Consider the following 17,196-nt stretch of genomic DNA (forward strand, 5'->3'; position numbering starts at 1 on the left):
GCTAACTCCTCAGGAGATCGGCGTCGTCCGAGCGCATCGTCTTCCGGATGCGGTAGAACGCGAGCACGATCGCGAGACCGACTGCGGCTTCCGCCGCCGCGATGGCGATGACGAAGAAGGTGAAGATCTGCCCGGCGTGGTCGTGCGGGTGCACCCGGTTGTACGCGACGAGCGTGAGGTTCACGGCGTTGAGCATCAGCTCGATGCTCATCAGGAGGACGATGAGGTTCCTGCGCAGCAGGAAGCCGATCGACCCGATCAGGAACAGCACCGCCGCGACGACGAGGTAGTACTCGATGGGGACGGAGATCATCAGTGCGGCTCCTTCGCCGACAGGGTGGCGTGTCCCGCGAGGGCGCCCGGCTGCGCGGCCCCCTGATCGCCCGGCTCGGGCGACGCGGTGTCCGGGCCTTCGCCGGCGGGCAGCAGCGTCGGGTCGACCTGCTTGCCGCGGGCGACGGCGACGGCGCCGATCACGGCGACGAGGAGCAGCGCGCCCGAGAGCTCGAACGGCACGATCCCCTTCGTGAACAGCTCGTGCCCGAGCGCCTCGATGGTCCCGAGCGACTCGGGGGCGGCCGGGACGGCCACGACCCCCGGCTTCGACGCGCTCGCGACCAGGGCGAGCGCGCCGATGCTGCTCGCCCCGAGGACGCCGGCGCCCACGTAGCGCGGCACCGCGGTGCGGGCGTCGCGCGGCGACGTCGCCGACGGGCCGAGGAGCATGATCACGAAGAGGAAGAGGATGACGACCGCGCCCGCGTACACGAGGATCTGGATCGCGGCGAGGAACTCCGCCGAGAGCATCAGGTAGAGCCCCGCGATGCCGACGATCGACGTGAGCAGGCCCATCGCGCCGCGGATCGGGTTCCTGGCCGCGACCGTGGTCAGGCCGCCGAGCAGGACGAGCAGCGACGCCAGCCCGAAGAAGGCGAACTCGAAGATTTTCACGGCGTGAGCACCCCTGTCGACGAGCGGCCCTTGGTCTGGATGTACGCCTCGAACTCCTTGCGGAACTTCCGGAGGAAGCCGAGCGCGGGCATCGCCGTGCCCTCGCCGAAGGCGCAGATGGTGTTGCCCATGATGTTGTCGGCGATCTCGTGCAGCCGATCGAGCTCCTCGATCGTCCCCTCGCCGTGCACGATGCGATCGAGGATCCGGTGGATCCAGGCGCTGCCCTCGCGGCACGGCGTGCACTGGCCGCACGACTCGTGGCGGTAGAAGCGCATCAGGTTGTGCATCGCGAGGACGGGGCACGCCTTGTCGCTGAGCACGATGGCGCAGCAGGTCCCGAGCATCGTCCCGAGCGCGCGGAACGTGTCCACGCCGAGCGGCACGTCGAGCACGCTCTGGCCGTGCCACGGGTGGAGCGGCGACTTGTCGCTCGGCGCGTTGACGACCTCGTCGGCGCGCAGGATCGGGCACGACGAGCCGCCCGGGATGACCCCGAGGAGCTTGCCGTGCTTCACGCCGCCGCCGTACTCGTAGATGAGGTCGCGGAGCGTGACCCCGACGGCCGCCTCGAAGATCCCGGGGTTGTTCACGTGGCCGCTCACGCCGAAGAGCCGGCAGCCGCCGTCCTTCAGGTGGTGCAGCGAGGAGAGCTTCGAGAAGTTCTCCCCCCCGAGCTCGAGCGCCGTGGGCACGGCCGCGATCGTCTCCAGGTTGTTCACGGTCGTCGGCATCCCGAACGCGCCGAACTGGGCGGGGAACGGCGGCTTGAGCCGCGGCTCGCCGCGCTTGCCCTCGAGCGAGTTGAGGAGCGCCGTCTCCTCGCCGCAGATGTACGCGCCGGCGCCGGTGTGGACGTAGACCTCGACGGGGTAGTCGATCCCGAACGGGCGCTTGCCGAGGTAGCCCTTCGCGCGCGCCTCCTCGATCGCCCCCCAGAGCCGCGCCTTCGAGAGGTGCAGCTCGTCGCGCACGTAGATGTACGCGGCGTGGGCGCCGATCCCGAAGCACCCGATGATGCACCCCTCGACGACGGCGTGAGGGTTCTTCTCCATCAGGGTGCGGTCCTTGAAGGTGCCGGGCTCGCCCTCGTCCGCGTTGATGACGAGGTAGTGCGGCCGCTCGGGCTTCGGGGGCCACGGCATGAAGCTCCACTTCACGCCCATCGCGAAGCCGGCGCCGCCGCGGCCGCGGATGTTCGCCGCCTTCATCTCCTCGACGAGCGCCTCGCGCGTCATCCCGAGGGCGCGCTTCGCCTGCTGGTAGCCGCCGCCCTTCTCGTAGACGGACAGCTTGTGGCCGTCGGGCGTGTCGTAGTTCTTGGTCAGATAGCGCGTCAGCCGGAGCATCTCGTCACCTCGTCAACCGATCGAGGATCGCGTCCACCTTCTCGAGCGTGAGGCCCTCGTGGTAGTCGCGATCGACCTGCATCATCGGGGCGGTGCCGCACGAGGCGAGGCACTCTGCTGTGCGCAGCGTGATCTTCCCGTCCTTCGTGGTCTCGCCGGCGTGGATCCCGAGCCGCTTCTCGCAGTGGTGGAGCACCTGGTCCGCGCCGTTCAGCGCGCAGCTCAGCGTCCGGCAGACCCAGACCTGGTGCTTGCCGACGGGCTCCTTGTTGAAGAGCGTGTAGAAGGTCGCGACCCCCTGGACGTGCGCCGCCGAGAGGCCGAGCTGCTCGGCGACCCAGCGGACCACGCGCTCGGAGACCCACCCCTCCTGTTCCTGGCAGAGGTGGAGCACGGGGATGCACGCGGCCTGGCGGTTCGGGTAGCGCGCGAGGATCTTCTCGAACTCGGTTCGCCGCTCGGCGGTCAGAGCAAATTGTTCGGTCATGTCGGCTGTTGGCACGGTCCGCTGGCTCCCTGGGCGCGCCGCGCTCGCGGCGTGCCCGCTTCCACATGCAGTCGGGACCCCGCAACGCGGGCCCCTTTCAGCGAGGGTCCGCCCGGCAGACCGGGCGCACCCTCGTGCGCCTCCGATCTGGAGGCGCCTGCCGGAGGCGGACAGCCCCGCGCACCGGCGGCCGGGCATTCGGTTGTCCGTCGTACGGAGCCGTCCCGAGGCGCGGGCACGCTAGTGAGCGACGGTGGTCACTGTCAAGGCGCGCCGGGGGGAAACATAAAGCGGACCACACAAAGCCCGCCGCTGCCCAGAAACCGGACGGCTCCCCGCGAGGTGGCCGTGCTCGTGATCGTGGTCGTAGACGTAGACGCGGCCCCCCGCCACGACCCGCCCCTGCCTGGAGCACGTGGCCACGCGGTACTCCCTGGGTTTTCTGACGAAGACCGCGTAGCCTGCCGAGAAGTCCGCAGCGTTCTTCGTCTTTCACTTGAGAACCGGAACGCGCTTCAACTACCCTCGGCGCCCATTATGACGCGCAGGGGCGCGGACATCCGTAGCAGCGAATCCCCCGCCGGAGGTGGTGCGTGTTCTGTCCGAATTGTGGGACGCAAAACTCGGAAACGGCGTCCACGTGCACGAAGTGCGGCTACAACCTGAAGAGCGCAGCCGCGCCGAAGTTCAAAGGCACCATGCTGATGAGTCAGCCGTCCTCCGGGGCGGGCGCGGCGGGTCCGCGCGCGCCGGGGGCGCCTCCGCCTCCGGCGCCTCCTGCCGGAGCGCCGCCGGGCATGGCCGCGATCCCGAGCCCACCGCAGGGCCTCGCCGGCACGGTGGTCGGCGTCCCGCCGGCGGGGCTGGGCGCTTCGGCGGGGCCTCCCCCTGCCCCGCCGCCTCCCGGGATGGGCTACGGCTCGCCGTCCCCCGGCGGGCAGCAGCCGTCTGGCCCGGCCTTCGGCGGCGCGGCCGCGAGCCCGTCCGGCGGCTATGCGCCGTTCGGCCAGCAGCCCCAGGGCGTGAACCCGCTCGGCGGCACCATGGCAATCGACCAGATGCCCGGGTACGGCGCCCCGGGCCAGCCGCCCGGCGGCATGGGCGGGGCCGCGGGCGCGCCGCCCGGCGCGTTTCCTCCGCCCGGCGGCTACGGCCAGCCTCCTCAGGGCGGCTACGGCCAGCCCCCTCAGGGCGGCCCGGGCGGGAATCCTTTCGGGCCGCCCCCGGGCCAGGACCCGATGGGCGGCCCCGGCGGCGCGCCTCCCGGCTACGGGCAGCCGCCCGGTTACGGGCAGCCGCCTGGGTACGGGCAGCCGCCCGGCTACGGGCAGCCGCCCGGCGGCGCGCCGCCCGGCTACGGGCAGCCTCCGCAGCACGGCGCCAGCGGGTACGGGCCGCCTCCGGGCCAGGACCCGATGGGCGGCGGCTACGGCAGCCCCCCGGGAGGCAGCTACGGCAGCCCTCCGGGCGGCGGCTATGGCGGGTCGCCGGCTGGCGGCTACGGCAGCCCTCCGGGCGGCGGCTACGGCGGGTCGCCCGGCGGCAGCTACGGCAGCCCTCCGGGCGTGAGCGATCCCGGCTACGGCGGGTCGCCCGGCGGCGCTCAGATGTCGGCGCCCGGCCAGTTCGGCCAGGCGGCCAGCAACCTGGGCGTGTACGGCGGCGGCGGCTCGATGGCCCCGGGCGCGAAGGGTGAGATCCGCAATCCGGTCACGGTGTGCGTGATCGGGATGGTCTGCTTCCTCTACGCCCTCTGGCAGATGTGGGCGATGCTGAACGAGCTCCAGCAGGCGACGAAGGACCCCGAGTTCAAGCCCTGGTACCTCTTCGTCCCGTTCCTCAACTACTACTTCCTCTGGGTGAAGGTGCCGGAGCAGGTGACCCGGGCCAAGCAGATGGCCGGCTCGCGCAACCAGCAGGCCGAGGGCATCGTGCTCTACGTCTTCCTCCCGCTCTACGCCCTCGCGAAGGACCTCAACGAGGTCTGGGACCCGAACGCCGCCTGACCCGCGCCGCGGTCCTCCGCCGTGTCGCCGTCCAGCTCGACCGAAGCCCGTTCGCCCGCTCCGTCGGCCCTGTCCCGATGGAGCGCGGCGCACGTGCGCGGCCGCGCGGCGCGACTCGGCACCGCGGCGGCGGTGCTCGGGCTCCTCGTCGCGTGCGGCGCACCGCTCTGCCCGTTCGCGATCGTCACCCGCCACCCCTGCCCCGGCTGCGGGCTCACGCGCGCGACGCTCGCCCTCGCGCAGGGCCACCTGGCCGACGCGCTGCGCCTCCACCCGCTCTCCCCGGTCATGGCGCCGCTCGTGATCGCCGCGCTCGCGTACAACGCGGCGATCTACGTGAAGGACGGCCGCATCGCGGCCGCCGAGGGGGTGCAGGGCGCGTGGGTCACGCGGCTCGGCATCGCGCTGGCGGTCCTGATGCTCGCCGTCTGGATCGCGCGCTTCCTCGGCGCGTTCGGCGGCCCCGTCCCCGTCTAGAGCGTCGCCCCCCTGCAGCGCAGAGCGACGGTCACCCGCACAGGAGACGGGCCCAGATCGGCGTTTTCGGCGCGGAAGCGAACGAAGGTGCGCTGAGCACCGAAAACGTCGAGATGGGCCCGTATCCGAAGCGGATCAACAGCCGCGGACGCGGAGCGCTTCGCCGCGGCGCCGCGACACGGGGCGCAGGGCGCGCACGGCGTGGGCGCCGCGCCGGGGCCAGCCGCGCTCCGAGCGCGCGAGCGGGGCGCCCGCGGGCACGCCGACGCGCAGCAGCACCTCGTAAGCGCGCTCCAGATCGCTGCCGATCACGTCGAGCTGCTCGTCCGTCAGGCCCCGCTTCGCCTTGGGGAACAGGATGTCCTCCTCCTCGTCGGCGTGGTGGGCGAAAATGTCCCGCAGGAGCCGCAGGCGCGCCTCGAAGCGCACATCGGTCACGCGCGTGCGCAGCAGGTTGTCCGCCGCGAAGCGCGCGAGGCCGTGCTTCTCGTACGCGTCGTGGAGCGGCTTCCTGTCGCCGGCCATCCGCTCGGCACACACCGGGTAGAGGTACGTCTCCTCGATGCGTACGTGCGCGTCGATCATCCGGGAGAGCTGCGCGACCATCGCCGTCCGGAGGCCCGGGCTGGGCTCGGCGGCGATGCGCGCCATCAGGGCGCTGACTTCGAGATGCTGCTGCTCCAAGAGATCGAGTGCGTCCATGGGGTTCCCCTCGCGTGAAGCTCACCGCCCCGCGCCGCCGCGCTTGAGCAGCGCGTGCACAGCCCCGGATCGCGGTGCCGGGCGGCGCGGTGCAGGCGGCACCGTCGTGGCAAGGAGCGGGCCGGCGCCGGGGCGCGCGGAGCGCTGCCTTGGCTACACCGGCACGCCGGCGAGGGCGTCGCGCATCGCCGAGGCGCTGGGGAAGCGGCGGTCGGGGTGCTTGGACAGGGCCCGCGAGAGCACCTCGTCGAGCACGCGCGGGACATCACGGCGCTCCCGCCGGAGGGGCACGGGCGCGGACCGCACGATCGCGACGAGCACGTCGAGATCGCCCCGGCCCCGGAAGGGGAGCTTGCCCGAGAGGGCGTAGTAGATGAGCAGCGCGGCCGCGAACAGGTCGCTCCGCTCGGTGATCGCGCGGCTCCGCATCGCCTGCTCCGGCGACATGAAGCGCAGCGTGCCGACGAGCGACCCGGGGCTGTCCGGCGTCACGCCGTCGCCCGTGTCGACGCCGGGCTCGTGCGCGAAGCCGAGATCGATGAGCTTGACCGTCGTCGCGCCCTCCCCTGCCCCGGCGCCCCGCGCCCCGGGGACGAGCAGGATGTTGCCGGGCTGGAGGTCGCGGTGGACGACCTTCGCCGCGTGCATCGCCGCGAGGCCGGCGAGGATCTGGTCCGCGAGGGCGAGCGCGCGGCCGATCGGCAAGGGGCCGTGCTGCCGGACCTCCTCGCTCAGCGTCACGCCGTCGAAGAGCGGCATCACGAAGAACGGCCGCCCGTCCTCGAGGCGCCCCTCGCCGAGCACGGGGCAGACGTTCGGGTGGTCGATGCGGCGGGCGAGCCGCACCTCGCGGGCGAACCGGCTCTCGATCCCGGCGTCCCCCGCGTGCACGCGCCGGAGCGCCTTGAGGGCGACCGGCTCTCCCGTCGCGGCGCGGCGGGCCGCGTACACCGCGCCCATCCCCCCCTCGGCGATGAGCCGCTCGATGTGCAGTCCGTGCTCTGTACGACCGACGAGCGGGTCGACGGCCAGCCGCCCACACGCCGGGGCCCCCGTGGTGATCCCGCCTACCGCCCCGGCGCCACGCCCCGACGGGAGCCCCGTCGGCGCCCCCCGCTCGCGGCCCGCGTGGCGGACGATCCCGGAACGAGGCGGCAGCCGTCGCTCCTCGGCTGGAGCGCGGCCCGGGTCGGCAGGGTCAGGCAGCGCCTCAGCGATCACGGACCTCTCCCTGGCCGAACCGGAGGAGCAACGCAGTTGGGAGCCAGGATCCACGTAGAGAACCTCGTCAGAAATTACCTGACGAGTGTCCATGGACCAGGCCCGCCAAGCAAGCGGATTGGGTGCCGAAACGACCAACGACGTGTGGGTGCACCTCCGGCTTATGTCCCGTTTCTACTCAGTTTTTGCCCGGACGAAGCGAACCGCCCAAGGCGTTTCCGGACGGTCAGGAAAATCCTGAAGGAAATTGTGTCCCGATCCCCGTTACCTTCGCGGCGCACTCCTCACTACATGCCGGGGGCGACGACGTGGCGAAGCGTCTTGATCTCATTCTCGTGATCGACGTGGAAGCGACCTGCTGGGACGGCGACCCGCCGCCGGGCGAGGAGAACGAGATCATCGAGATCGGCGTGTGCCCGCTGGAGGTCGCCTCGTGCCGGCGCCGGGAGCGGCGCTCGATCCTGGTGCGCCCGGAGCGCTCGCGCGTGAGCCCGTTCTGTACGGCGCTCACGACGCTGACGCAGGCGGATGTCGACGCGGGCGTGTCGTTCAGGGAGGCGTGCGCGACGCTCCGGAGCGAGCTCAAGGCGCAGGATCGCCTCTGGGCGAGCTACGGCGACTACGACCGGCGCATGTTCGAGCGGCAGTGCCAGTCGCGCGGCGTGCCGCTCCCGTTCGGGCCGAGCCACCTCAACGTGAAGAGCCTCTTCGCGCTGACGCACGCGCTGTCGCGGGAGGTGGGGATGGCCGAGGCCCTGGAGCGCGCCGGCCTGCCGCTCGCGGGCACGCACCACCGGGGCATCGACGACGCCCACAACATCGCGGGCCTGCTCGCGCACCTCCTGCTGGCCGCGCGGCGGTGACGCCGGCGGCGCCGGCGACGCCGGGCGCTCAGGCGATCGGCGCCGCCTCGATGGCCACGGGCTGCGCCCCTGCGGCGTCCCGGGACGGTGGCTCGCCGGCGGCGGCGCCTCCGGACGACGTCGTTCGCTCGTCGTCTCCCGCGGCGGTCGCCCCGGCCGCGGCGGGCGGCACGGTCGCCGCGGCGAGGAGGTAAGCGAGGCCCGCGCCGAGCAGCAGGGCGCTGTAGCCGAGGTTCAGCGCGCACAGGGCGCCGAGGGCCATCGCGGTCGCGCCCGCGAAGGCGCAGAGCGCCCAGCACCACGGCAGCAGCGCCGACGAGACCGAGTCCACGATCTTGACTCCGAGCGGCGCCAGCGAGCCCGCGAGCACGCCGAACGGCACGAGGATCGCGATGGCGAGGATCGCGCGCGGGAAGGCCCCGAGCCCGAGGCCCCACCGCGCGAGCGGCACGAGGCCCACCGCCGAGAGCGCCGCGGCCACGGCGAGCGCCTCCGCCACCCTCGCGGAGACCGCCGTCGCGTCGCCCGGGGCCACCCGGGCCGTCAGGTAGCCGCCCACGCCGGCCGAGACAAGGAGGATCACGAGCACGGCCGGGAGCTCGTGCGCGGGCAGGTCGAGCAGGAGGAGACCGTGCCGGAACACGGCGAGCTCGACGAGGGCGAACCCCGCGCCGATCGCGGCGAAGAACGCGAGCGCTCGGGCGGGCGGCGCCGACGACGCGGTCGACGCGGGCGCGTCCTGCGGCGCGAGGTGCCCGCGCCGACGGCGCGCGGCGAGCGCCGGGAGCAGCACGCCGAGCGCGGAGAGGACCGCGCCGACGGCGAGCAGCAGCGCGAGCGCGAAGAGGGCCGTGTGCCCGGCGCGGAGGGCCCCGACGTCGCCGAGCACCGCGGGCAGGCGGCGCGCCGGGACGGTGTACGCGAAGAACGGCCTGTCGTCGGTGGGCGGCGTCAGATCGGCCTCCGCCGCCGCGCCCTCGGCGACACGCGCGGCCGCCGAGGAAGCCGCGGGCGCGGCCGCCGCGACGAGCAGGCTGCGGACCGGGGTCGCCGGGCGGTCGGGGGCGAGGACCTCCGAGAACCTGTGCTTGCGGCAGTGGCGGCGGAGCGCGTCGACGTCCTCGCGCGCGAGCGGCGTGCGCCGGGCGAGCAGCGCGGTCTTCTGCGCGGCGCTGCACGCGAAGAGGTGGTCCTTCGGCGCGGCCACGCCCGCGCGGCGCAGCGCCGCGGTCACGAGCGAGAGCAGCCGATCGAAGTCCGCGTCCGCGCGGGCCAGGACGAGCGTGCCTTCGGGCAGGAGGCGCGAAAGGAAGTCCCCGACGCCCTCCAGCGTGTGGAGCCGGCTCTCCGAGAGCGCGAGCGCGCCGGTCGCCGACGCTTCGACCGTGTCGGCCGACGGGATCACGATGTTCCTGAAGAGCAGCGGCGTGCGCCGGGCGAAGCTCCGCCCATCGCCCACCACGAGGTGGACCTCGGGCTTGTCGAACAGGTTGCCGCTGAACGCGGCGTACCTCCCGCGCATCACCTCGAGGACGCCGCGGTCGCCCTCGACGGCGACCACGTCCTTCTGCCCGGCCTTGAGCGCGGCGCGCACGTCGCGCCCGCCCCCGGCGCCGACGACGAGCGCGGGGCCTTGGTCCTTGTGCAGCGCGTACGCCATGTCCTCGGGCTGCGGCGGGGGCGTCGCCTTCGCGTCGAGGATCGGGCTCGCCGCGGCGCCGCCGAGCCGCATCAGCGCCGCGCCGGCCTTCGGTCGATCGACGGTGATCAGCGAGCGCTCGGTCCAGGCCTCGTGCTCGGTCCGGTCGGGCGACGCCCGGCGGATGCCGGCGAGCCGGAGCCATGGGGCGCCGACGTCGCCGGCGAGCAGCACGAAGGAGCCGAGCACGAACGTGGCGACGAGGCCGCCGGGCGCCCGCTCCTCGCCCTCGCAGCAGCGCGACCCGAGGTAGAAGAAGATGCCCGCCACCGCGAAGAAGATCGCCGCCGCGAGCGCGGCGCGGGGCGCGCCCGCGCGGAGCGCGCCGGCCGCGGCGAGCCCGCCGAGCGCGCCGCCGACGAGATCGAGCAGGTAGAGGCGGGGCATCTCCGGCGCCGCGTGCCGGATCGCGGCCGCGAGCGCGAGGCCCGCGAGCGCGAACGGGACCGTGGAGGCCGCGTAGCACAGCGCGAGCCACGGGAGCGACCCCGGCGCGGGGACGGACAGGGGCTCGCGGTGCGCGAGCAGGATGACCGCGGCGAGGGTCGCGCCCGACGCGAGCGCGGCGAGGGTCGCCATGCGGGCGAAGAGCGCCGGCGGGCGGGCGAGCGACGGCGCGACGTAGAGCAGCGCGCCGCCCACGCCCGCGCCGACGAGCGACAGCGAGAGCGCGAGGAACGCGTGGATCTCGCCGAACAGCGCCGCGTAGATCCGCGCGAGCGAGATCTCGAGCAGGACCGAGGCGCACGCGAGGGCTGCGACGCCGCTGAAGAGGCCGCTCCGCTGGGGGACCCGCATGGGCCCGCTCCTACCACAGCGCGAAGCGGCGTTTCACCTCTCTCGACCGAGCGGGGCGAGCGGCCACGGCGCGAGCAGCGGCACCGGGCCGCTCTGTCGGCCCAAACGCGGCTCCGCCGCGCCGCTTTGCCTGATCGCGCGCGCGCACTCGTCGACGGTCAGGCGGCGCGGCCCGTAGGCGGAGGCGTTGGCCGCGTCGGCGTCCATCAGCCGGGTCGGCGTGTCGATCCCGAAATCGTCCGGGTGCCCCGGCTCGTCGAGCAGCACGTGGCCGAGCTCGTGCGACAGCGCGAACGACGCGCGATCCGCGCGCAGGCCGGCGCGATCCTCGATGATCGTGTTCCGGATCGCCCCGCCGTCGGCGAAGATGAACGACTCGCCGATCCGCCCGCCGCCCGCGAAGCTCGGGACCATCACGACGTCGACGGTCGAGGGGTCGCCGTCGTCGAACGCCTTGAGCAGCGCCCGCTCCTCGACCGTGCCGGCGATCGCGTCCGTGTCGCTGAAGTGCTGGAGGCCGTCGTCGAGGTCCACGGCGCCGATGCACGCCGTGAGCGTCGCGTCGGTGCTCAGCGCGCCCGCCGCCGGCGGCTCGAGGGTCGCGAGCGCGCCGCCCGGCCGCCGCACGAGCACGTCGGTGGTCCCGTAGGCGCCCGCGCCGATGGCCGGGTTGTCGGAGAGGCGCACCGAGAACCCCGCCGCGCCGATCGCCGCGGCGACGGCCCGGGCCGCCGCGTCGGGGCGCGCGCGGGGCGCGATCGCCGCCGTGACCTCGTGGCCGTCGACGCGCACCCGGATCGCGCCGCCGCTGGCCGGCAGGCCGTGGTCGCAGCCGATCGCGAGCAGGTGCGGGCGCGGCGGATCGACGAAGGTGACGTCGAGCGCCTCGGGCGGGCCGAAGCTCACGCCGCACGCGCCCCAGAGGGCGTTCGCCCGCTCGACCTCCGCGCGCGCGATGGCGAGCGCGCCCGCGTCGTCGCCGCCCATCGGCGGCGGGCCGCCGGCGCGGGGGCGCACCATGACGAGCCGGAGGCGCGCGCGCGTGCGCCCGAGCGGCCCGAGCGGCGAGGCGCGCGGGCCGGCGACGCGGATCATCTGGACCTTCGGCCCGCCGGGCAGGGCGACGACGAGCGCCCCGCCGACCTCGCCCTTCACGGAGCGATCGACGATCATCGGGTGGTTGCGATCGATGTCGTCCGCGACCACCCGGAGGGGGCGCGTCGAGCCGCACACGAGGCCCGGCGGCACGTCCTCCGGGCACCGCACGTGGCCGAGCGGCACGTCGGGGAGGCGATCGATCGCTCCGCCGGACGGCGCCGCGGAGTGGACGTCGAGCGTGAGCGGCAGATCCTCCGGCGCGCCGATGACGAGCAGCCGGATCGCGTCGGGATCGTCGAGGTTCGCGAACGGATCGTCGCCGAGCCGGTCCGGGGGCGTGCGCTGCAGCGAGGCGTGGGAGCGCGCCATGTCGATGCGCCGCCCGGCGCCGTCGATCGCGCGCACCTCGAACGCGCTGATCGTCCGCGCCTCGCCGAAGAGCGCGATCTCGCTGCGCCCGGCGCGGATCGCCTGGATCTCGACGCGGCGGGCGCCCGCGGGGATGGGCGCGCCGGGCTTGACCGGGCTGCCGTCGACGAGGAGCCGCAGGCCGGCGGGGATCGCCGCGGGCGCCTGGCTCGCGCCGCGCGGCGCGCGCAGCGCCAGGAGCTCCGGGGCGGGCGGCGCGCGGGGCTGCTCGCCGTCCGGCACGCCGTCGGCGTCGTCGTCGTCCAGATCGACCGCGATCAGCGCCGGCTCGGCCGCCGCGGCGCCGGCCGGGCCGAGCAGCCCGCCGAGGAGGACCGCGAGTGCAGACAGCCGCCTGTTCATGTCGTCATCGCCCTGCCCGCTCGCCCTCCCCGGCCAGTCTACCGCGACTCCGGCCGAGCGCAGCCGGCGCGGCGCGGGAGGGGCCGTCGGGAGCCCTCCGATGGCGGTGCGTCCCGCCCTGCGCCACGTGTCGCGCCATGGTCAGCGTCAGCGCCGTCATTTTCGGTGTCGACGGCACGATCCTCGACACCGTCGATCTGCACGCGGCCGCCTGGCAGCAGGCGTTCCGGCGGTTCGGCCGCGAGGTCCCGCGGGAGAAGCTGCGCAGCCAGGTCGGCAAGGGCGCGGACCAGCTGCTGCAGACGTTCCTCTCTCCCGAGGAGCTCGGCTGGATCGGCGCCGCGATCTCCTCGCTGCGCGACCAGATCTACGGGCGCGAGCTCCTCCCGGGCGCCCGGGTGTTCCCCCGCGTGCGCGAGCTGCTCCAGCGTGTCGCGCGCGACGGGCGCCGGATCGTGCTCGCCTCGCCGACGCCGCGCGGCGAGCTCGACGCCAGCGTCGAGCTCGCCCGGGTGGGCGATCTGGTCTCGTGGACGGTATCGGCCGACGACGCGGACAGGTCGAAGCCGCGCCCCGACGTCCTCGAGGCGGCGCTCGACCGGCTCGGCAGCGTCGATCCTCGCGAGGTCGTGCTCGTCGGCGACACGCCCTCCGACGCCGAGGCCGCGGCGAAGCTCGGCCTCCTCTCGGTGGGGCTCCTCTGCGGAGGCTTCCCTGAAATGGAGCTCCTCGAGGCCGGGTGCGCGGCGATCTACCTCGATCCGGAGGATCTCCTCGCGCGCTACGGCGCGTCGCCGCTCGCGCCGCCGGGGGAGCCGCTCGCGTCGTAGCGACGCTCGGGCGGGCTCAGGAGGCACCGGGCGGGCGCGCGGCGCGCGCCGCGCGCGCGGCCACCGAGCGCTGGCTCTCCGGCGCGCCGAGCCGCTCCCGGAGCGCCCTCCGCTGCGCCTCGTCGATGGACGACGCGGCGGTCGCGCCGTCGCGGCGCTCCACCGAGTAGACGGCGTCGGGCGGCAGGAGATCGAGGAGCGCGGGGCTCTCGGTCGTGAGCAGGAGCTGGCGCTGGGCGGACGCGCCGCGCAGGTACTCGAGGAGCGCCGGGAGCGCGGCGCGATCGACGCCCGCGTCGGGGTGCTCGAAGCCGGCGAGCACGAGCGGGGGCTCCTGCGAGAGCGCCGTGACCATGGCGGCGAGCCGCAGCGTGGCGTCCGGCTCGTCCGCGGCGGCCCGCCAGCGCTCGCGCCCGTCGCCGTCGACGCCGTGGCGCAGCTCCGGGACGAGGAACCCGCCGGACGACGACGCGCGGGCGCCGTCGACGTCGCCGATCACCTGGGACAGCGCCGCGAGGAACTGGTCCTGCCATCGCTCCTTCGCGAGCGCGCGGAGGACCGAGCCCCAGTTGTCGCCGCTCGCCTTGAGGCGCCGGGAAGCGCTGAGCTTCTGGGGCGAGCGCAGCGTGCGGGGCGCGAGGGAGTAGAGGACCGCCCGGCGCAGCTCGTCGAGCATCGGGGTGAGCGGTCCATCGGAGAGCAGCGGCAGGACGAGCTTCGTGCCGCTCACGGCGATGGGGGCGACGCCGCGGTACGCGAGCGTGCCGCTGCGCCCCTTGTCCTTGCGCGAGAACCCCTTCGGGCTGCCCTTCAGCCGGTCGAAGGAGACCTCGGGCGCGTCGCTGCCGGCGTCGAAGACCTCGCGCAGGCCCGGCTTGACGAGCCGCGTGAGCGCGCTGCGCTGCCACCACGCGGCCGTCTCGCTCTTGACGCGCGCCTCGCCCTCCCGCTCTCCCGGCGCGAGCTGCACGAGCCAGAACCCGTGGCCCTCGGTCCTGGAGACCGCGACCCCGAGCGTGGTGAGCGCGCCGTCGCCGCGCGCGCCCTCCAGCGCGCCGGCGCCGCGCCGGTTCGCCGCCGCCAGATCGAACGCCCCGTTGGCGCACTCGGCGAGGAACCGCACCGCGTCGAGCAGGCAGCCCTTGCCCGAGCCCGGCGGACCGACGAGCGCGGTCATCGACCCGAGCGTGAGCTCGAGCCCAGCCCCGACGCTGCCGTAGTTGCTGACGTAGACGTGGGTGATCATCGCCGCGCGGAGCCTCGGTTCGAGGACATCCACCCCCCTGCCCGCGCTGCGGGACCGCTGGCCAGGCGCGCCTGAGAGACCTTCCAGGACGCTGGAGAGACCTCCCGGGACGCTCGAACGACCTCCAGGGACGCCAGAACGACCTCCAGGGTCACGCCGTCGCGCTCCTGGGGTGCGTCGCACGGCGCTTCCGGGACAGGGCGCCAGGCTCCAGGGACACCACGACGGGCTCCAGGGACACCACGACGGGCTCCAGGGACACCCGGACAGCGTGGGAGCTGTCCCGGAAACGCTATCTCCTTCGCGCCACGGAGAGATCCCGCCGCCCGGGCAGGCTGTCGCCCGTCACGAGCCGGCGATGCGCGGCCCTCGGTCTCGGTACCGTCCTGAAAGTCTCCGATGCGCCCCACCCGACGACGATCATCGAACGCCTCGCCTGCGATGTCCGCAACAAGATCCTTGCGGAAGGAGCGCCGCCCCGCGATGCGAGGCGATCACACCCGCAGGATCGTAAGGCCCGGCACGTAATCGCGCCGGAGCCCCGCGACCCATGCGCTCTCTTCGAACGCCCTGGAGCCCCTTGGAGCGTTCACCCACGGCCTTCACCCGAGCCGCTGATCTCGCCGGTCGAGCGTCGCTTCATGAACGCCACCGGCGAGAGACCCGCGAGCTCGCGGAACTCCCTGACCAGGTGCGGTTGATCGCAGTACCCGCTCGCGAGGGCGATCTCCGACCACGACCCGCGGGCGACCTGCGCGTTCGAGACGACGCGCTGGAAGCGGGCGATGCGCGCGTACTGCTTCGGCGAGACGCCGACGGTCGCAACGAAGGCGCGCCGCAGGTTCCGCGGGCTGACGTGGAGCGCGCTCGCCGTCTCTTCCACGGTGATCCCTCCGAACGAGAGCTTCCGGAGCGCGGCGCGCGCGACGGCCGCCGAAGCGGGCTCGAACACATCGGGACCGAGCATGCGGCCTTCGAGGGCGTGTTCGATCGCCTCCAGGCGAGCTCGCGCGGGGTCCCGCGTGACGCCGGTCCCGACCGCCACCAGCTCCTCGAGCAGGGCGTCGGCACGCCGGCCCCAGAGATCGCGCGCCGGGACGATGCGATCGGCGAGCTCGTCCATCGGCACACCGAAGAAGGGGTACGCGCCGCCGGGTCGAAAGACCACCTGCACCGCGAGCAGGAAGCGCGGCACGCGCTTGTACACGGCGCGCGTCTTGGGCCCGAGGACGACGAGGTCGGCGCGGTCCGCGTCGAGCAGGCGAAAGACCAGCGACGTCGTGCCGTCGGGCAGCAGGTCGAGGTTCGTGATCGGCGGCGCGCTGGAGCGGACGGCGACGACGAAATTGCGGAGCGCGCGCGACGCCGGCGCGCCGGCCTCCGGGCGCGGGGCGCGCCGCGCGATGACCTGTTCGATCGATCCCACCACGTTCGCCATCGTGGGCTCGCCTCGGACTGCCATCAACCCGCCCGGCCCCGTCCCGGCCGTTTCCTCCAAGATTGCACGCCGGCACGGGCGCACGGTGCGGTCCAGCGAGGGCTCTTCAGCCCGAACCCCCAGGAGGACCACGATGAACCTCGACCACTACGTCACCCTCGGCCGCTCCGGGCTGCGCGTCAGCCCCCTGTGCCTCGGCGCCATGACCTTCGGCGAAGACCACGGCTTCGGATCCAGCGTCAAGGAGTCCGAGGCGATCATCGATCGCTTCATCGAGCGCGGCGGCAACTTCATCGACACCGCCAACGCCTACACCAAGGGCCACTCCGAGAAGATCATCGGCGACCACCTCGGCCGCCACCCGAGCAAGCGCGACCGGGCGGTGATCGCCACCAAGTTCACCGCGAACCTCTACCTCGGCGACCCCAACGGCGGCGGCGCCGGGAGGAAGGCCATCTTCGCGCAGTGCGAGCAGTCGCTGCGCCGCTTGCAGACCGACTACATCGACCTCTACTGGATGCACGTCTGGGACAAGCACACGCCCATCGAGGAGACCGTGCGAGCCCTCCACGATCTGGTGGCGGCCGGCAAGGTCCGCTACGTCGGCGTCTCCGACACGCCGGCCTGGAAGGTGGCGCAGGCGCACGGCCTTGCGGGCTTCCGCGGGTGGGCGCAGTTCATCGCGCTGCAGATCGAGCACTCGCTCCTCGAGCGCACGGTGGAGGGGGAGCTCATCCCCATGGCGCGCGAGCTGGGCCTCGGCGTCACGCCCTGGTCGCCCCTCAAGAGCGGCGTGCTCACCGGCAAGTACACGCGGGAGAACGCCGGCAAGCACAAGGCCGATCGCGGCCCGTTCGTGCTCTCCGCGCTCACCGACAAGGCGTACGCCATCGTCGACAAGCTCGTCGAGATCGCCAGGGCTCTCGACACCACGCCGGCGCGCGTGGCGCTCGCCTGGGTGGTGGCCCGGCCGGGCGTCACGTCCACCATCATCGGCGCGCGCACGCTGGCGCAGCTCGACGACAACCTCGCCTCCCTGGAGGTCGAGCTCGCGCCCGATCAGGTGGCCGCGCTCGACGCGCTCTCGGCGCCGACGCTCGACTTCCCCGCCGGCTTCCTGCGCATGGCCGGCGCGTTCACGAACGGCGGCACGACGATCAACGGCGAGAGCGCGCCGGCGTGGCCGATGGCGCCGAAGAACGACGGCGAGCGGCACTGAGCACGCGCCGAGCGCCCGGGCGGGGGCGCTCGTACGGGGCG

The 17,196-nt window shown here is 74.0% G+C and carries 15 protein-coding genes and 1 pseudogene; 6 read left to right on the plus strand and 10 right to left on the minus strand.

Annotated features, from left to right (window positions below; genetic code table 11):
- Window position 1: 1 nt before the first annotated feature.
- Genes nuoK through nuoE form a run of 4 tightly spaced genes read right to left on the minus strand, consistent with a single transcriptional unit; the run spans window position 2 to window position 2,787 of the window.
- The gene (gene nuoK, locus WMF27_RS21170; RefSeq protein ID WP_437767073.1) at window positions 2-313 is read right to left on the minus strand and encodes an NADH-quinone oxidoreductase subunit NuoK; all 312 of its coding nucleotides are present in this window, start codon (window positions 311-313) and stop codon (window positions 2-4) included.
- Window positions 313-951: an NADH-quinone oxidoreductase subunit J family protein gene (locus WMF27_RS21175; protein ID WP_437767072.1), complete on the minus strand. Its 639-nt coding sequence runs from the start codon at window positions 949-951 to the stop codon at window positions 313-315. Before WMF27_RS21175 ends, nuoK begins: the two co-directional genes overlap by 1 nt.
- Window positions 948-2,300: an NADH-quinone oxidoreductase subunit NuoF gene (gene nuoF / locus WMF27_RS21180; protein WP_437767071.1), complete on the minus strand. Its 1,353-nt coding sequence runs from the start codon at window positions 2,298-2,300 to the stop codon at window positions 948-950. Before nuoF ends, WMF27_RS21175 begins: the two co-directional genes overlap by 4 nt.
- Window positions 2,301-2,304: 4 nt before the next feature.
- Complete coding sequence (gene nuoE, locus WMF27_RS21185; RefSeq protein ID WP_437767070.1) at window positions 2,305-2,787, minus strand: NADH-quinone oxidoreductase subunit NuoE; 483 nt, start codon at window positions 2,785-2,787, stop codon at window positions 2,305-2,307.
- A gap of 593 nt (window positions 2,788-3,380) precedes the next feature.
- Between nuoE and WMF27_RS21190 the strand changes: the two are divergent.
- The 3 genes and pseudogenes from WMF27_RS21190 to WMF27_RS21200 form a co-directional block, all read left to right on the plus strand.
- Window positions 3,381-3,446: pseudogene (locus tag WMF27_RS21190) on the plus strand (zinc-ribbon domain-containing protein); the annotation flags it as partial.
- Between the two features lie 39 nt (window positions 3,447-3,485).
- Window positions 3,486-4,793, plus strand: coding sequence for a hypothetical protein (locus tag WMF27_RS21195; RefSeq protein ID WP_437770007.1), 1,308 nt, complete (start codon window positions 3,486-3,488; stop codon window positions 4,791-4,793).
- A 93-nt stretch (window positions 4,794-4,886) separates the two neighbouring features.
- Window positions 4,887-5,270 carry a DUF2752 domain-containing protein gene (locus WMF27_RS21200; RefSeq protein WP_437767069.1) on the plus strand — a complete coding sequence of 128 codons (384 nt, stop codon included), beginning with the start codon at window positions 4,887-4,889 and terminating at the stop codon, window positions 5,268-5,270.
- 135 nt (window positions 5,271-5,405) lie between these two features.
- Here WMF27_RS21200 and WMF27_RS21205 read toward each other — a convergent pair whose 3' ends face one another.
- Window positions 5,406-5,972 (minus strand): hemerythrin domain-containing protein, encoded by a 567-nt coding sequence (locus WMF27_RS21205; protein ID WP_437767068.1) that lies wholly within the window; start codon window positions 5,970-5,972, stop codon window positions 5,406-5,408.
- A 153-nt stretch (window positions 5,973-6,125) separates the two neighbouring features.
- Window positions 6,126-7,193: a serine/threonine-protein kinase gene (locus WMF27_RS21210; protein ID WP_437767067.1), complete on the minus strand. Its 1,068-nt coding sequence runs from the start codon at window positions 7,191-7,193 to the stop codon at window positions 6,126-6,128.
- 308 nt (window positions 7,194-7,501) lie between these two features.
- Here WMF27_RS21210 and WMF27_RS21215 point away from each other — a divergent pair, with 308 nt between their 5' ends.
- Window positions 7,502-8,056 carry an exonuclease domain-containing protein gene (locus WMF27_RS21215; RefSeq protein ID WP_437944458.1) on the plus strand — a complete coding sequence of 185 codons (555 nt, stop codon included), beginning with the start codon at window positions 7,502-7,504 and terminating at the stop codon, window positions 8,054-8,056.
- Between the two features lie 28 nt (window positions 8,057-8,084).
- Here WMF27_RS21215 and WMF27_RS21220 read toward each other — a convergent pair whose 3' ends face one another.
- Entirely contained in the window at window positions 8,085-10,553 is a 2,469-nt protein-coding gene (locus WMF27_RS21220; protein WP_437944459.1) for a hypothetical protein, read from the minus strand.
- Between the two features lie 33 nt (window positions 10,554-10,586).
- Entirely contained in the window at window positions 10,587-12,422 is a 1,836-nt protein-coding gene (locus WMF27_RS21225) for a hypothetical protein (RefSeq protein WP_437944460.1), read from the minus strand.
- 137 nt (window positions 12,423-12,559) lie between these two features.
- On the opposite strand from WMF27_RS21225, the gene WMF27_RS21230 reads away from it, so the two are divergent.
- Entirely contained in the window at window positions 12,560-13,252 is a 693-nt protein-coding gene (locus WMF27_RS21230) for an HAD family hydrolase (RefSeq protein ID WP_437944461.1), read from the plus strand.
- Window positions 13,253-13,268: 16 nt separating this feature from the next.
- Here WMF27_RS21230 and WMF27_RS21235 read toward each other — a convergent pair whose 3' ends face one another.
- Both WMF27_RS21235 and WMF27_RS21240 read right to left on the minus strand, forming a co-directional pair.
- Window positions 13,269-14,531: an AAA family ATPase gene (locus WMF27_RS21235; RefSeq protein ID WP_437944462.1), complete on the minus strand. Its 1,263-nt coding sequence runs from the start codon at window positions 14,529-14,531 to the stop codon at window positions 13,269-13,271.
- 556 nt (window positions 14,532-15,087) lie between these two features.
- A complete protein-coding gene (locus WMF27_RS21240) occupies window positions 15,088-15,936 on the minus strand; it encodes a helix-turn-helix domain-containing protein (RefSeq protein ID WP_437944463.1) in 849 nt (282 codons plus the stop codon).
- 133 nt (window positions 15,937-16,069) lie between these two features.
- On the opposite strand from WMF27_RS21240, the gene WMF27_RS21245 reads away from it, so the two are divergent.
- The gene (locus WMF27_RS21245; protein WP_437944464.1) at window positions 16,070-17,155 is read left to right on the plus strand and encodes an aldo/keto reductase; all 1,086 of its coding nucleotides are present in this window, start codon (window positions 16,070-16,072) and stop codon (window positions 17,153-17,155) included.
- The last annotated feature ends 41 nt before the right edge of the window (window positions 17,156-17,196 follow it).

The organism is Sorangium sp. So ce281, from assembly GCF_051527395.1.
In the GTDB taxonomy this organism is placed as follows: Bacteria; Myxococcota_A; Polyangia; order Polyangiales; family Polyangiaceae; genus Sorangium; species Sorangium cellulosum_B.

Excerpts from the sequence above, each read along its gene's own strand:
- WMF27_RS21245 (WP_437944464.1), top strand. The coding sequence starts at position 16,070 with ATGAACCTCGACCACTACGTCACCCTCGGCCGCTCCGGGCTGCGCGTC.
- WMF27_RS21195 (WP_437770007.1), top strand. The coding sequence starts at position 3,486 with ATGCTGATGAGTCAGCCGTCCTCCGGGGCGGGCGCGGCGGGTCCGCGC.
- WMF27_RS21230 (WP_437944461.1), top strand. The coding sequence starts at position 12,560 with ATGGTCAGCGTCAGCGCCGTCATTTTCGGTGTCGACGGCACGATCCTC.
- WMF27_RS21225 (WP_437944460.1), bottom strand. The coding sequence starts at position 12,422 with ATGAACAGGCGGCTGTCTGCACTCGCGGTCCTCCTCGGCGGGCTGCTC.
- nuoE (WP_437767070.1), bottom strand. The coding sequence starts at position 2,787 with ATGACCGAACAATTTGCTCTGACCGCCGAGCGGCGAACCGAGTTCGAG.
- nuoF (WP_437767071.1), bottom strand. The coding sequence starts at position 2,300 with ATGCTCCGGCTGACGCGCTATCTGACCAAGAACTACGACACGCCCGAC.
- WMF27_RS21220 (WP_437944459.1), bottom strand. The coding sequence starts at position 10,553 with ATGCGGGTCCCCCAGCGGAGCGGCCTCTTCAGCGGCGTCGCAGCCCTC.
- WMF27_RS21205 (WP_437767068.1), bottom strand. The coding sequence starts at position 5,972 with ATGGACGCACTCGATCTCTTGGAGCAGCAGCATCTCGAAGTCAGCGCC.
- nuoK (WP_437767073.1), bottom strand. The coding sequence starts at position 313 with ATGATCTCCGTCCCCATCGAGTACTACCTCGTCGTCGCGGCGGTGCTG.
- WMF27_RS21240 (WP_437944463.1), bottom strand. The coding sequence starts at position 15,936 with ATGGCGAACGTGGTGGGATCGATCGAACAGGTCATCGCGCGGCGCGCC.